The sequence below is a fragment of the Agromyces tardus genome, assembly GCF_003710805.1.
Lineage (GTDB): Bacteria > Actinomycetota > Actinomycetes > Actinomycetales > Microbacteriaceae > Agromyces > Agromyces tardus.
This window is the reverse complement of the sequence record NZ_RHHB01000044.1, coordinates 13,891-28,422: the sequence shown is the minus strand read 5'-3', so window position 1 is coordinate 28,422 and position 14,532 is coordinate 13,891. Positions and strand designations below refer to the sequence as shown.

The following is a 14,532-nucleotide window of genomic DNA, read 5'->3' as shown; positions in this document are numbered from 1 at the left end:
CGCATGGCGCGCCGCCTGGCGCGACGCCGCCCGGGCCGGGGTGCCCGGCACGCCCGCGCCGCCGTTCGGCTCCCCGCGCCTGCGCGCCGAGATCGCCGACCACCTGCGGCAGGCGCGCGGCGTCGCCTGCTCGCCCGACGACATCGTCGTGACCGCGGGCACGAGCGACGCGATCGCGCTGCTCGCCTCCGCGATCGACGCCATCGTCGAGGGCACGCCGCGGGTCGCGGTCGAGCATCCCGGCTACCCGTCGGCCCGCCGCGTGCTCGCGCGGCGCGGCGCCGTGCGCACGGTGCCCGTGGCGGTCGACGACGACGGCATCGACGTCGCGGCGCTCGCGGCGATCCGCCCCGCACCGCACGCCGCGATGGTCACCCCGAGCCACCAGTACCCGCTCGGCGGTCGGCTGCCCGTGGCGGCGCGGCTCGCGCTGCTCGACTGGGCCGAGGCATCCGGCGCGCTCGTCATCGAGGACGACTACGACAGCGAGTTCCGCCACCTCGGAGCGCCGCTGCCGGCGCTCGCCTCGCTCGACCGCGGCGGGCGGGTCGTGCTCGTCGGCAGCTTCTCGAAGGTGCTCACGCCGTGGGTGCGCTTGGGCTACCTCGTGCTGCCGGCGAACCCCGGGCTGCGCGCCGCCGTCGCTGCCGTGCGCGACGACGAGACCTGCCCCGTGCCGGGCATCGCGCAGGAGGCGATCGCGGCGCTCCTCGCGAGCGGCGCCGTGCGCCGGCACATCGCGGCCGCCCGGCGCGACTATGCGCATCGCCGCCGGCTCGTGCTCGAGGTGCTCTCGGGCATCGAGCAGGCCCCGCTCGCCGGGCTCGACGGCGGGCTCCACGCCGTGGTGCACCTCCCCGACCACGCTGCCGCCGCAGCAGTCGTCGCGCGGCTCGAGGCCGACGGCATCGCCGTCGCGGCGCTCGGGGAGTACAGCGCCGTGCCCGGCGCCGGCCCCGCGGGCATCGTGCTCGGGTACGCGGCGCCCGGCGACACGCGCCTCGCCGAGGCCCTCGACGCCGTGCGGCGCGTCGTGCTCGCGACGCTCGCGGGCGACGGATCCCGCGACACGCGGGCCGGTGGAGAACTCGAGCGGGGCCCCCGGACGGGGGGTTAGGGTATCCCGGAGCGGCCGGGGGCGCCGCGGGCGAGGGGGCCGTATGGGCGCTGCACGACGCGCCACGCTGACGACGGCGGGTGGAGCGATCGCGATCGTGGGCGGGCTCACGGGGGTGGCCGCCTGCTCGGGACCGCCGCCGGTTCCCCCGCCCGTGACCGTCACCGCAACGGTCGTCGCGACGGTCACGGTGACGCCCACCCCGCCACCGGCAGCGGCGCCCGACCCGGCGGCACCGCCCGCGCCCGACCCCGTTCCGAACGCACCGGCGCCGGTCGTCGAATGGGGTCCGGCGGTCGACGACGGCCCGCGGCCGGGTGCCACCGGCACCCCGGTGCTCGACGGCGCCGGCGTGCCGGCGAGCTATGCGGTGGTCGCCGGAGACAGCTTCTTCGACATCGCGCAGCGCTTCAACCTGCCCCAGCAGCAGCTCCTGCGCATGAATCCGCAGATCTACGACTTCGGCGAGACGGTGTACATCGGGCAGCTCATCAACCTCGACTGGACCAAGACGGGATGACGGCATGAACGACCTCATCGTCACGCTGGAGCCGTGGCGCCCCTGGCCGCTGCTCTGGCCCGCCGTCGTGCTCCTCGTCGCGGTCGTCGTCTCGATCATCGGCGGCCGGCGGTCCAGCCTGCCGGTGCGGGAGACCGGCTTCGTGCTGTTCGTGCTCGGCGGCTTCGCGATGGGCGCGATGGCGTGGTCGATGTCCGCCATCTGGGACACGGAGCAGCGCAGCGCAGCCCTCATCGCGCACGGCTACCGGACGCCGACGTTCGGCGGCGTCGACAACCCCACCGCCATCGCGTCGGGCATCATCGAGTTCCACGCAGTCGGCCCCGACGGCGAGCGTGTGCGCGGCAACCTCGTCTCGCTCGGGGGCGACGAGTGGCGGGTGCGCATCCTCGGGGACTGACCGGCGCTGCGAGGCATCCGCCGCCGGCATCCGCCGCGTGCGAGGTCAGGCGAAGAGCGCCTGGCCCACGTACTCCCCCTCGCGCACGCCCGCGGGCACCGCGAAGATCGCCGAGCCCACGTGCTTCAGGTACTCGTTGAGGCCGTCGGCCGCCAGACTGCGCTGCACGGCGATGAACTGCTCGGGCGAGCGCTGGTACGACAGGAAGAAGAGCCCCGCGTCGAGGCGGCCGAGCTCGTCGTTGCCGTCGACGAAGTTGTAGCCCCGGCGCAGCATGCGCGCGCCGCCGTTCGACGAATGGTGGGCGAGGCGCACGTGGGCCTTCGTGTCGATGAGCGGGGTGCCGGTGGCGCCCGTCGCCTCGAAGTCGGGCTCCGTGAACTCGGTGCCGCCCGACAGCGGCGCGCCCTCGCCCTTCGACCGGCCGACGAGCTGCTCCTGCTCGCCGAGCTGCACGCGGTCCCAGTTCTCGATGATCATGCGGATGCGCCGTGCCACGAGGAAGGAGCCGCCGGCCAGCCACGCCGGCCCGTCGGCGGACTGCACCCACACGTGGTCGTCGAGCGCCGAGCCGTCCTCGGCCTTGAGATTCGCCGTGCCGTCCTTGAAGCCGAAGAGGTTGCGCGGCGTCGCCTGCGCGGTGGAGGTCGACGACGTCCGGCCGAAGCCGAGCTGCGACCAGCGAAGGGTGGCCCGGCCGAACGCGATGCGGCTGAGGTTGCGGATGGCGTGCACCGCGACCTGCGGGTCATCGGCGCAGGCCTGGATGCAGAGGTCGCCGCCGCTCCGTTCGGGCTGCAGGGCGTCGCCCTGGAAGCGCGGCAGGGACTCGAGGGCCGCGGGTCGACGGGCGGCCAGGCCGAAGCGGTCGGCCCCGGAGGCATCCGTGAACAGCCCCGGACCGAACCCGAACGTGATCGTGAGGCCGCTCGCGGGCAGGCCGAGCGCCTCGCCCGTGTCGGCGGGCGGCGCGTAGTCGGAGCCGCCGACCGCGCCGCCCTCCTCGACCTCGAGGCCCTGGGTGAGGCGCGCGGCGGCGTCGGTCCACTCGGTGAGCAGCTCGATGAGCCCCGTGCGGTCGAGGGTCGACGCGACGTCGAAGGCGGCGAAGTGCAGGCGGTCCTGGGCAGGCGTGACGATGCCGGCCTGGTGCGCGCCGAAGAACGGGTACGCGGATGCCGCGCCGCCGCCCGAGCCCGTGCCCGCCATCGCACTCGTGGCCGCCATCGTGATGCCCGTGGCGCTCGCGGCGCCGACGGCCGCGCCCGCCGCGCCCGCGCCGAGCAGGCCGAGGAGGCCGCGCCGGCTCACGCCGCCCGCCGCCGATCGAGCCGGAACGGGCTCCGCCGATCGAGTAGGGGACGACGGAGTCGACCCCGCTTCCGCCGATCGAGTAGGGGCCGACGGAGTCGACCCCGCTTCCGCCGATCGAGTAGGGGCCGACGGAGTCGACCCCGTATCGAGATCCGTCGAGGTCTCGATACGTCGCTGCGCGCCGACTCGACCGGCGGGCTGTGCGTCGGCGCTGGTCTCGATACGGCGCTGCGCGCCGACTCGACCGGCGTTGGGCTGCGTGGCCATCAGGACTCCGGCTCCGCGACGCCGAGCACCGTGTGCGTCAGCTGCGAGAGCGGCTCCGCGAGGGCGTTCACCTGGTCGCTGAGCGCCTTCGTGTCGGCGGCGGTGAGCTCGGCGTAGTCGGTGAAGCCGGCCTCGAGCGAGCCGTAGGCGGCGAGCGCCTGCTCGAGCGCGGTGAACTGCGTGTCGATCTCGGTCGCGAGCTCCTCGCCGTCGTCGCCCTTCGACTCGGCGAGCGCGCGCACGGCGCCGAACGCGACGCCCGCGCCCTGCACGTTCGCGGCGATGTCCGAGAGGTCGCCGCCCGACCACCAGTCCTCCTCGCCCGTGATCTTGCCCGCGGCGACCTCGTCGAGCAGCGCGATGGCGCCGTTCGAGATGTCGGCGAGCGACACGGCGAAGTCGTCAGCGGTCACGAGGTCGTGCAGCTGCGTGACATCCGCCACCAGCTCGTCGGCGAACTGCTGCCGCTGCTCGGGGGTCGACGGCGCCCAGCCGGCGAGGGCGTCCTGCCCGTCGGAGTTGAGCTCGCCGGCGGCCGGCGGCCACAGGTCCTTCTCGATGCGGTGGAAGCCGGTCCACTCGAGGCCGTCGGCCACGGCGTCGACCTCGCGGAAGTCGATCTGCGGGTCGAGGTCGCCGAAGGCCTCGGCGGTCGGTTCGATGCGCTCGTAGGGCACGCGGGTCGACGCGAAGAGCGATCGGGCGGTCGCGTCGTCTCCCGCGGCGTACGCGGCGGCGAAGGCCTCGACGGCGGGCACGAGCTCGGCGACCTGCGAGCGCACGTAGTCGACGTACTGCTCGACGGCCTGGTCGGCGAGGGCCTGCTCGTCGGCCGAGACGGCCGACGCCTCCCCCGTGACGGTGAACTCGGCCAGCCCGATCGGGGCGCCGACCTGCTGGAACTTGCACGCGGTGTAGTAGGTGCCGGGCTCGAGCTGGGCGACGAACTGCACGGCCTGGCCGGGCGTCACGTTCTCCTTCTCGCCCACGATGCGCAGCTTGTCGTCGGCGAGGATCTCGAACTCGTTCGCGTCGGTGCCGTGGTTCTCGAGCGCGAACGTCACAGCGCCGGCCGACGCGGTCGGGGTCGCCACCGCGCAGGTGTCGTCGGTGATGTCGACGGCGATGGCCTGCGCGAGGTCGGCCTTGGCGACGCAGCCGGTGAGGGCGAGCGTCAGTGCGGTCACGGCAGCGGATGCCGCGAGGGCACGACGGAACATTCGGACTCCAGGGTTCGGGGGCGAGGGGGAAGCTCAGGCCGCGTCGGTCGACTAGGCGCGCAGGGCCGTGCCGAGCGCCGGTGTGCGGCTCTCGACACGCTCGCCGGAGCTCGCAACTCGACCGGCGGGCTGACGCCGGCGCAGCATCACGAGATAGAGCGACATCGTGACGGCCACGTAGGCGACCCACACGACGACCTGCGCCCACGAGGGCTCGGGCGTGAAGTTGAAGATGCCGGTGAGGAGCGTGCCGTACCAGCTGCCGGGCGGCACCGCCGCGACAAGGCTGTAGGCGTGCAGGTCGCCGCCGGGGATGACGCCGGCCTCCTGCAGGTCGCCGATGCCGTAGGCGAGCACGCCGGCGGCGACGAGGATGAGGAACAGGCCCGTCCACGTGAAGAACACCGAGAGGTTGATGCGAACGAGGCCGCGCGAGATGCCCCACGAGATGGCCACGGCGGTGAGGATGCCGAGCAGGGCCCCGGCGGTGCCGAGCACGGGGTCGCTGCCGCCCGAGACGTTCGCCCACACGAACAGCGCCGTCTCGATGCCCTCGCGGCCGACGGCGAGGGCCCCGAGCACGACGATCGCGAGCCACGAACGGTCGACCGCGGCATCCACCTGGCTGCGGAGCTCCTTCGAGAGCCCGGCGCCGTGGGTGGCCATCCAGAAGATCATCCACGTGACGAGGGCGACCGCGAGGATCGACAGCGCGCCCCCGAGGATCTCCTGCGCCTCGAAGGTCATCGCGTAGGGACCCCAGGTGAGCAGGGCGCCGACGCCGGCCGAGACCGCCACCGCGATGCCCACGCCGACCCAGAGCCGGCCGAGCAGGTCGCGGCGGCCCAGCTTGCCGAGGTAGGCGATGAGAATACCGACGATGAGTCCTGCCTCGAGGCCTTCGCGAAGGCCGATCAGGTAGTTGGCGAGCACGCGCGTCTCCCGGGAATGGTCGAAAGGGGTTCAGCCGGCGCCGGTCAGGCGCTGCGGACCGAGGGCGCGACGGACTCGCGGCGCGAGGGCGCGGCATCCGCCGGGACCTCGGCCGGTGCCGTCGCAGCGGGAGCAGCGGCCGCCGGGGTGGAGGTATGCCGGCGGTGCAGCAGCCGCAGGTAGAGCGTCAGCGTGACGACCACGTAGGCGACCCAGCCGATCACCTGCGCCCAGGTCGGAGCCGGAGTGAAGTTGAAGATGCCCGCGAGGAGCGCGCCCATCCAGGTGTCGCGCGACAGCACGGCGCTGAGGTCCCACGCGGGGCCGCCGAACTCGGGGATCACGCCGACCTCCTGCAGCTCGTGGATCGCGTAGGCGAAGACGCCCGCGGCGACGAGGATGAGGAAGACGCCCGTCCAGGTGAAGAACCTCGAGAGGTTGATGCGCACGAGCCCGCGGGAGATGCCCCACACCAGGGCGACCGCGACGAGGATGCCGAGCAGTGCGCCGAGAGTGCCCTGCACCGGGTCGCTGCCGCTCGACACGTTCGCCCACACGAAGAGCGCCGTCTCGATGCCCTCGCGGCCCACGCTGACCGCGCCGAGCACGACGATGGCGATCCACGAGCGGTCGATCGCCGCATCGACCCGCCCGCGCAGCTCGCCCGACAGGCTCGCGCCGTGCGTGCCCATCCAGAAGATCATCCAGGTGACCATGGCGACGGCGACCAGCGAGAGGATGCCGCCGAGCAGCTCGCCCCCCTCGTCGGAGAGCGCGTACGGCCCCCAGGTGAGCAGTGCACCGACGCCGAGCGACACCGCCACCGCGATGCCGACGCCGACCCAGAGGCGCCCGAGCACGTCGCGACGGCCGATCTTGACGACGTAGGCGGCCAGGATGGCGACGATGAGTCCGGCTTCGAGGCCTTCACGCAGGCCGATCAGGAAGTTCGCGAGCACGATGGTCCTCGGGTCGAGAGAAACGGTATGAGCTTAGGCTAACCTCACTTCGCCCGTGCGCCAAGTCGAGGTGACCCTCGGCGCAACGGGACGGATGTCCCGCCCGGGCCGAGGGCGTAGCGTGGACGCGTGCTCACTCCTCCCGCAACCGAGAAGCGACCGACCGAACGCGTGCACCACGGCGACGTGGTGATCGACGACTACGAGTGGCTGCGGGAGAAGGACGACCCCGTCGTGCTCGCCCACCTGCACGAGGAGAACGCCTACACCAAGGCGCGGACCGAGCACCTCACGCTCCTGCAGGAGCAGCTGTTCGAGGAGATCAAGGGCCGCACCAAGGAGACCGACCTCAGCGTGCCCACCCGCGAGGGCGACTGGTGGTACTACACCCGCACCGTCGAGGGCGAGCAGTACGGCATCCACTGCCGGGTGCCCGCAACGGGCGACGACTGGACGCCTCCGGCGGTGCCCGAGGACGGCGCGGCCCTGCCCGGCGAACAGGTGCTGCTCGACGACAACGTCGAGGCGAAGGGCCACGACTTCTACTCGCTCGGGGCGTTCGACGTGACCGCCGACGGCGCAACGATGCTCTTCGGCGTCGACGTCGAGGGCGACGAGCGCTACACGATCCGGCTCCGCTCGATCGACGGGTCGGGACGGGCGTTCGACGACGTCATCGAGGGCGTCGCGGCCGGCGCCGTGTTCGACCCGAGCGGCCGGCACCTCTTCTACGCGACGGTCGACGAGGCGTGGCGCCCCGACGCGATCTGGCGTCACGAGGTGGGCACCGCGGCATCCGACGACGTCAACGTCTTCAGCGAGCCCGACGAGCGCTACTGGCTCGGCGTCGGACTCACCCGCAGCCGCAAGTACCTCGTGATCGAGGCCGGATCGAACATCACGAGCGAGACCTGGCTGCTCGACGCCGACGACCCCACCGGCGAGTTCCGCGTGGTGTGGCCCCGCAAGGAGGGCGTCGAGTACGACGTCGAGCACGTCGTCGCCGGCGGCAAGGACCGCCTGCTCATCGTGCACAACGACGGCGCGGTGAACTTCGAGCTCGTGAGCGTCGCGGCATCCGACCCGCAGGGGCCCAGGCGGATGCTGCTGCCGCATAACCCCGCCGTGCGCCTCGAAGGTGCACACGGCTTCCGTGACTTCGTCGCGCTCGAGTACCGCCGCGACGGCCTGCCGCGCGTCGCCATCGCGAAGGTGCCGAACGGCGGACTGCCCGCCGACGCCACCGTGGACGACACCCTGCACGAGCTCGGGTTCGACGAGGAGCTGTTCTCGGTCGGGGTCGGCGGCAACCCCTCGTGGGAGCAGCCGACGCTGCGACTCGGCTACACGAGCTTCGTGACGCCGTCGACGGTGATCGACCTCGACGTGGCATCCGGCACCCGGCACGTGCGCAAGCAGCAGGCGGTGCTCGGCGACTACCACCCCGAGCGCTACGCCCAGCGCCGCGAGTGGGCGACGGCGCCCGACGGCACGCGCATCCCGATCTCGCTCGTCTTCCGGCACGACCTCGTGACGATCGGCGAACCCGCGCCCACGCTGCTGTACGGGTACGGCTCGTACGAGCACGCGATCGACCCGGGCTTCGGCATCCCGCGCCTGTCGCTGCTCGACCGCGGCATGATCTTCGCGGTCGCGCACGTGCGGGGCGGCGGCGAGATGGGCCGGCTCTGGTACGAGCACGGCAAGCGGCTGCACAAGCGCAACACCTTCACCGACTTCGTGGCGGCGGCCGAGCACCTCGTCGACAACGACATCACCGCGCCCGACCGGCTCGTGGCGCAGGGCGGCAGCGCCGGCGGGCTGCTCATGGGCGCCGTCGCGAACCTCGCACCGCGGCTGTTCTCGGGCATCCTCGCCGAGGTGCCGTTCGTCGACCCGCTCACGTCGATCCTCGACCCGACGCTGCCGCTCACGGTCATCGAGTGGGACGAGTGGGGCAACCCGCTCGACGACCCCGAGGTGTACGCCTACATGAAGTCGTACTCGCCCGTCGAGAACGTGCACGTGGTGCGCTACCCGCGCATCCTCGCGATCACGTCGCTGAACGACACGCGCGTGCTCTACGTGGAGCCGGCGAAGTGGGTGGCCCGCCTGCGGGAGGTCGGCGCGGACCCGCTGCTGAAGATCGAGATGGCGGCGGGGCACGGCGGCGTCTCGGGGCGGTACTCGGCCTGGCGCGAGCGTGCGTTCGCCAACGCGTGGGTGATCGACGCCGCGGGCGCGCACCCGAGCGGCGAGTAGGGCGCCCGCTCGGCACCTTCGCGCTGGAGTGAGGTTTCCGTGGTGGAGTGAGGTTGGCAACGGCACTCCCCGACGGAAACCTCACTCCTGCGCGGTGCGGCCCGGCGGAGTTGGCAGCGGATGGGCGATCCGTGGCCTGATCTGGGGTCGCGGATGTCGGAGGCCGCTGGCACACTGACCCGCATGTCGATCGTCACCGAACTGAGCGAACGCCTGCCCGGCCGGGTCCACGGCCCGGGCACCCCAGAATTCGACGCCGGGCGAACCGTGTTCGCCGGCCCGGGCGAGGCCGAGGCCGTCGTCCGTCCCTCCTCCGCCGACGAGGTCGCCACCGCGGTGCGCGTCGCGACCTCCGCCGGCGTGCCCCTCACCGTGCGCAGCGGCGGTCACGGGTCCGACCCCGTCGCGGGCGGCATCGTCATCGACCTCGCCGAGCTGTCCGGCGTCGAGCTCGCCGACGGCGGCCTCGTGCACGTGGGCGGGGGCGCCCATTGGGGCGACGTCGCGTCCGCCCTCGCGCCGCACTCGCTCGGCATCACCTCCGGCGACACGGGCGACGTCGGCGTGGGCGGGCTCGCGCTCGGCGGCGGCATCGGCTGGCTGGCCCGCACCCACGGACTCACCGTCGACATCCTGCGCGAGGTCGAGGTGGTCACGGCCGCCGGCGAGGTGCTCATCGCCAACGACGCGCAGCACCGCGAGCTCTTCTGGGCGCTTCGCGGTGGCGGCGGCAACTTCGGCGTCGTCACCCGCTTCACCTTCGAGGCCGCGCCGGTCGACGGGCTCGTGGGCGGCCACGTGCGCTTCGACCAGTCCGATGTGCGCGCGGTCCTGCGCGCCTGGCGCGACGTCATGGCCGCAGGGCCCGACGAGCTCAACTCGACGCTGCTCGTCATGCCGCAGCTCATGCCCGAGATGCCGGCGGGTCCGCAGCTCGCGGTGGCGCTCCTCGGGTCCGAGGCCGAGCTGCGGCGGCTCCTCGAGCCGCTCCTCTCGCTCCCGTCGGTCACCGAGGTCGCGCTCGCGCCGGTCGCCTACGCCGACCTCCTCGAGGAGTCGCCGCCGGGCAAGCCACCGTTCCGGCTCGTCGGCGGCAACGGCTTCGTGCCCGATCTCTCCGATGAGGCGCTCGACGTGTTCCTGCGCGCCCTCGACCGCGAGATCCCCACCATGCTCATGCTGCGCGCGCTCGGCGGTGCGTTCTCACGCGTCCCAGCGGATGCCACGCCCATCGCGCATCGCGACGGGCAGGCGCTGCTCGCGGTCAACGGCATCCTGCCGCCCGACGCCACCGACGAGCAGGTCGCGGCCGCCCGCGTCGCGACCGATGCGGCGCTCGCGTTCACGAGCGGCGAGTACTCGAACTTCACGCCCGACTTCGGCGAGGAGCAGCTCGCGGCGATCTTCCCGCCGCCGACGCTCGAGCGGCTGCGCCGGGTGAAGGCCGAGGTCGACCCGGGCGACGTGTTCCGGGCGAGCCATCACATCGCGCCGGCCCGCTGAGTCGGAGACCGGCCGAGCCCCGGTGAGGCCGAGCCCGGTCTGCTGAACGCCCGCCAGCCGGGCGCGGTCCGGCTGAGCGCGGCCAGCCGAGCCCGGTCCGCTGGGCGCGGCTCCGGGTCCGGGCGAGACGGGCGCGCGGCAGCATCCGCGGGTCACGGTCAGGCCGAGCGCGGGCCCATGCCGCCGGTGGCATGCGCCTGCGGGCGACCCGCACGCACGCGCTTGTCGGCCGCGTCGACCGCGAGCAGGATCGGCGCCGAGGCGACTGCGACGACCCAGCCCCAGAACGGCGGGCTCGCCTGGCCGAGCAGGTCGGCAACGGGCGGTACGAACAGCAGCAGCATCGAGAAGGCCAGCGCAGCCGCGACGGCGACGACGAGCAGGCGGTTGGTGCCCCAGCCCAGCTTGCCTGGCCACACCGACGACGACCGGCACGCGAAGGCGTTGGCCGCCTGGGCGAACACCACGGTCATGAACGCCGCCCCCGACGCGGCCATGAGATCGTGGCCGTCGGGGAACGGGGTTCCGACCTGCCAGCCGAGCGCCATGAACGACACGACGAACGCGAGCAGGCTCAGTCCGGCCTCGAGCGGCCCCAACACCCCGAATGCCCGGCGCAGCACGGTGCCGTTCATCAGCCGGCCGCCGACGGGCGGGCCGTCGAGCAGGTGCTTCGCCGGCGGCTCGGCGCCGAGGGCGACGGCCGAGACCGTGTCGGTGCCGAGGTCGAGGGCGATGATCTGCAGCACGCCGAGTGCCAGCGGGAACTGGCCGCCCGAGAGCGCCCAGACGACGAACGGGGTCAGCTCGGCGACGTTGTCGGTCAGGTGGTAGGTGAGGAACCGGCGAATGTTGACGAAGGTCGCCCGCCCCTGCTCGACGCCGGCCACGATGCTCGCGAACGAGTCGTCGAGCAGCACGAGGTCCGCCGCCTCCCGGGCGACGTCGGTGCCCGACAGGCCCATGGCCACGCCGATGTCCGCCTCGTGCAGGGCCGGTGCGTCGTTGACGCCGTCGCCCGTCATCGCCACGACGTGGCCGCGCGAGCGCAGGGCCCGGGCGATGCGGAGCTTGTCCTCGGGCGAGACCCGGGCGATGACGACCCCGTCGTGGTCGATCACCGCCGCGAGATGCTGGTCGTCGGCGGGGAGTTCCGCGCCGATCAGCACCGGGGCGTCGGACGTGCGCAGGCCGACCTGGTCGGCGATCGCGGCCGCCGTGACCGGATGGTCGCCCGTCACCATCGCGACCCGGATGCCCGCTCGTCGGCACGCCTGCAGCGCGTCGGAGATGTCGTCGCGCGGCGGGTCCTCGAGTGCCACGAGGCCGAGGAGCCGGAGGCCCCGTTCGCACTCCGCCTGGGTGTGCGGCGTGGGGCCGTTCCTCGGCCCCTCCGCGATGGCGAGCACCCGCAGCCCGCGCGCGGTGAGCGCGTCCACGGCGCGGTGCGCCGCCGGGTCGTCGCCGCACAGGGGCAGCACCGTGTCGGGTGCGCCCTTCACGACGATCCTGTCGGCGAGCACCACCGCCATGCGCCGGAGCCGCGGGTCGAAAGGGAAGCGCAGCGCGTCGGAATCGAGCCGACGGTCCTCGGCGGTGTCGACGTCGAGTCGGCGGGCGAACGCGTCGAGGGCCGCCTCCATGGGGTCGCCGTGGGTGCGCCACGTGCCGTCCACCTCCTCCGCGTAGCCGGTGGAGCAGCGCTCCCCCGCGCGGGCGAGTGCGCGCATGGCCCGCGCGGCGGCATCCGCGTCGGCCGCGGCATCGGTCGCATCCGCAGACCACGTCAACCGGGCCGCCGAGCCATAGCCCGCACCATCGATGCTCAGCGAGCCCGCCGGCGTCCACGCCTCGACGACGGTCATCTGGTTGCGGGTGAGGGTGCCCGTCTTGTCGGTGCAGATGAACGTCGTGGAGCCGAGCGTCTCGACGGCCTCGAGCTTGCGCACCAGGATCTGCCGTTTCGCCATGCGCTCCGAGCCCCACGCCAGCGAGAGCGTCACCGTGGGCAGCAGCCCCTCGGGCACGAGCGCGACCGTGACGCCGATGGCGAAGACGAAGGCGTTCTGGATCGAGTTGCCCACGAGCAGCGAGATGAGCAGGAACAGCACGCCCATGCCGACGGCGATGAGCGCGGTGAGGCGCACGACCCCGCGCAGCCCGCGCGTGAGCGGGGTGTCGGGCTTCGTGACCGTCGTCGTCAGGCGGGCGATGCCGGCCAGGCGGGTGTCGGGTCCGATCGCGATGACCCGGGCGCGGGCATCGCCTTCGACGACGAACGTGCCCGCGAAGAGCGGCTCCTCGGCCGCCACGCCGCCGGCCTCGCTCTCGCCGGTGAGCATCGACGAGTCGACGAGCAGCCGGTTCTCGCTGAGCACGATCGCGTCGGCCGGCACGCGGTCGCCGCTCTCGAGCAGGAGCACGTCGTCGACCACCACGTCCTCGGCCTCGATCACCTGGCGGCGGCCGTCGCGCCAGACCGCGACCCGGGCGGGCAGCATCTCGCGCAGGCGATCGGCGGCCTTGTCGGCGCGGGCCTGCTGTGCTGCGGCGAAGACGGCGTTGAGCACGATCACTCCGACGATCGCGATGCTGAGCTGCGGCAGGTCGGCGAAGAACGCGAGCACGGCCGCGACCCACAGCAGCAGTGCGAAGAAGTGCACGAACTCTCCGAGGAGCCGCCGGAACACCGACGGTCGCTTGGACGCGGGCATGCGGTTGGGCCCTGCGTGCGCGCGCCGCTCGGCCGCTTCCGCGGTCGTCAGCCCGGGCGCGATGACCCCGACCATGCCCCTCCTTCGTCGCCCGCCAGCGTAGGGCGGGCGGTCCGGAGGACCTGTGACGTTGGGCCCTCCGGATGGAGCTCAGCCGAGCGGCGGGTCCTCGTGCAGGTCGACGTCGGCGGGCGGGAAGGCCCACCGCGTGAACCGCACCTCGAGTCCGGTGCGCATGGGTGCACAGAGCATGGGGCCGGCGGATGCCGCGCGCGCATCGAGCGGCGCGACCCGCAGCGTGCGCCAGCCGCTCGTCGCCGTGCGCGCACGCAGCGTGATCGCGTCGCCGTCGACGCCGGACCGGCTCGCGCGGATCGTGACGACCTCGCCCGCCCACTCCGGCACCGGCGCGAGCGACCAGTCGGACACCCCGTTCGTGACCACGGCGCCGAGGTGCAGCACCCCGTCGGAGACCTCGAGGCCGACTTTGGCCCAGTGCACCTCGTCGATCCAGAGCAGGAGGCCCGCCTGGTCGTAGAGCGCCGTGAGCGCCGACGAGTCGAACGACACCTCGACCGCAGCATCCGCCGGCCACTCGCCCAGCAGCCCGTGGCCGTCGTCGTGCACGAAGCCGTAGTGGGTGGTGCGCCACCAGTCGCTGCCCTCGGCGGCCTCGACCACGAGCACGTCGCCGTCGAGGCGGCTCGCGACGGGTTCGCGGGTCCAGCTGCCGGCGGCCCAGGGCACGGTGACGGATGCGGCGGAGTCGTTCATGTCCCCACGCTATCGCGCCGGATCACAGCGTCGTCGGCGTGCCCACCGCCGGCCCGTCGGCGCGGAGCGCGGTGAGTCGACGCTGCCGCATCGCGAGGAAGAGGGGGAAGGTGAACGCGAACGCCGTGAACGCTGCGCCCACGATGTAGAGCCACGCGAAGCGCATCCCGAGGCGGCGCGCCTCGACGACGATGAGGATGCTGCCCGCGACGGCGACGACGAGCAGGTCGGTCGTGATCGACGACACCGAGGGGCCGCTCGACACGAGGTCGCCGATGAAGTCTCGGCGTTCGACGATGGCGATGACGTTGTACGTCCACGTGCCGATGAGGCCCGCGATCGCGAGCACGAGGTAGACGACGGCGAGCGGGGTCCAGTGGCGGGTCATCGGCCCAGTGTGGCGGATGCCGCGGCGCGGCGCACCCACGGCGGCGCTCGGCAAGCGGCATCCGGCTCGGCGCGGCACTCGCTGCGGTCGTGGCATCCGCTCGGCCCCACTCCGGGGCATCCGGCCCGGCGCGGCACTCGCTGCGGTCGTGGCATCCGCTC

The 14,532-nt window shown here is 73.3% G+C and carries 12 protein-coding genes; 5 read left to right on the top strand and 7 right to left on the bottom strand.

The features are described 5' to 3' along the window. The 3 genes from EDM22_RS15700 to EDM22_RS15690 form a co-directional block, all read left to right on the top strand. Nucleotides 1-1,117 (top strand): aminotransferase-like domain-containing protein (locus EDM22_RS15700; protein WP_138708108.1); only part of this gene is annotated, 1,117 nt, incomplete at its 5' end. 43 nt (nt 1,118-1,160) lie between these two features. Next, nucleotides 1,161-1,637: a LysM peptidoglycan-binding domain-containing protein gene (locus EDM22_RS15695; RefSeq protein WP_122938027.1), complete on the top strand. Its 477-nt coding sequence runs from the start codon at nt 1,161-1,163 to the stop codon at nt 1,635-1,637. A 4-nt stretch (nt 1,638-1,641) separates the two neighbouring features. Next, nucleotides 1,642-2,037 (top strand): hypothetical protein, encoded by a 396-nt coding sequence (locus EDM22_RS15690; RefSeq protein ID WP_122938026.1) that lies wholly within the window; start codon nt 1,642-1,644, stop codon nt 2,035-2,037. A 45-nt stretch (nt 2,038-2,082) separates the two neighbouring features. Here the strand turns inward: EDM22_RS15690 and efeB are convergent, their stop codons facing one another. From efeB to efeU (EDM22_RS15670), 4 genes are all read right to left on the bottom strand, one after another. Then, nucleotides 2,083-3,348, bottom strand: a complete 1,266-nt coding sequence (gene efeB / locus EDM22_RS15685; protein WP_245989455.1) for an iron uptake transporter deferrochelatase/peroxidase subunit — start codon at nt 3,346-3,348, stop codon at nt 2,083-2,085. 269 nt (nt 3,349-3,617) lie between these two features. Continuing rightward, the gene (efeO, locus tag EDM22_RS15680) at nt 3,618-4,838 is read right to left on the bottom strand and encodes an iron uptake system protein EfeO (RefSeq protein ID WP_122938024.1); all 1,221 of its coding nucleotides are present in this window, start codon (nt 4,836-4,838) and stop codon (nt 3,618-3,620) included. A 51-nt stretch (nt 4,839-4,889) separates the two neighbouring features. Further along, nucleotides 4,890-5,771 carry an iron uptake transporter permease EfeU gene (efeU, locus tag EDM22_RS15675; protein WP_122938023.1) on the bottom strand — a complete coding sequence of 294 codons (882 nt, stop codon included), beginning with the start codon at nt 5,769-5,771 and terminating at the stop codon, nt 4,890-4,892. A 44-nt stretch (nt 5,772-5,815) separates the two neighbouring features. Next, nucleotides 5,816-6,730, bottom strand: a complete 915-nt coding sequence (gene efeU, locus EDM22_RS15670) for an iron uptake transporter permease EfeU (protein WP_122938022.1) — start codon at nt 6,728-6,730, stop codon at nt 5,816-5,818. Between the two features lie 129 nt (nt 6,731-6,859). On the opposite strand from efeU (EDM22_RS15670), the gene EDM22_RS15665 reads away from it, so the two are divergent. Beyond that, the gene (locus tag EDM22_RS15665) at nt 6,860-8,992 is read left to right on the top strand and encodes a S9 family peptidase (protein ID WP_122938021.1); all 2,133 of its coding nucleotides are present in this window, start codon (nt 6,860-6,862) and stop codon (nt 8,990-8,992) included. Between the two features lie 183 nt (nt 8,993-9,175). Continuing rightward, nucleotides 9,176-10,495, top strand: coding sequence for an FAD-binding oxidoreductase (locus tag EDM22_RS15660; protein WP_170964167.1), 1,320 nt, complete (start codon nt 9,176-9,178; stop codon nt 10,493-10,495). 158 nt (nt 10,496-10,653) lie between these two features. Here the strand turns inward: EDM22_RS15660 and EDM22_RS15655 are convergent, their stop codons facing one another. The 3 genes from EDM22_RS15655 to EDM22_RS15645 form a co-directional block, all read right to left on the bottom strand. Beyond that, entirely contained in the window at nt 10,654-13,284 is a 2,631-nt protein-coding gene (locus tag EDM22_RS15655) for a cation-translocating P-type ATPase (protein WP_122938019.1), read from the bottom strand. A gap of 75 nt (nt 13,285-13,359) precedes the next feature. Beyond that, nucleotides 13,360-13,983, bottom strand: coding sequence for a DUF1349 domain-containing protein (locus EDM22_RS15650; RefSeq protein WP_122938018.1), 624 nt, complete (start codon nt 13,981-13,983; stop codon nt 13,360-13,362). Nucleotides 13,984-14,005: 22 nt separating this feature from the next. Next, complete coding sequence (locus EDM22_RS15645) at nt 14,006-14,371, bottom strand: DUF2834 domain-containing protein (protein ID WP_122938017.1); 366 nt, start codon at nt 14,369-14,371, stop codon at nt 14,006-14,008. Between the last annotated feature and the right edge of the window lie 161 nt (nt 14,372-14,532).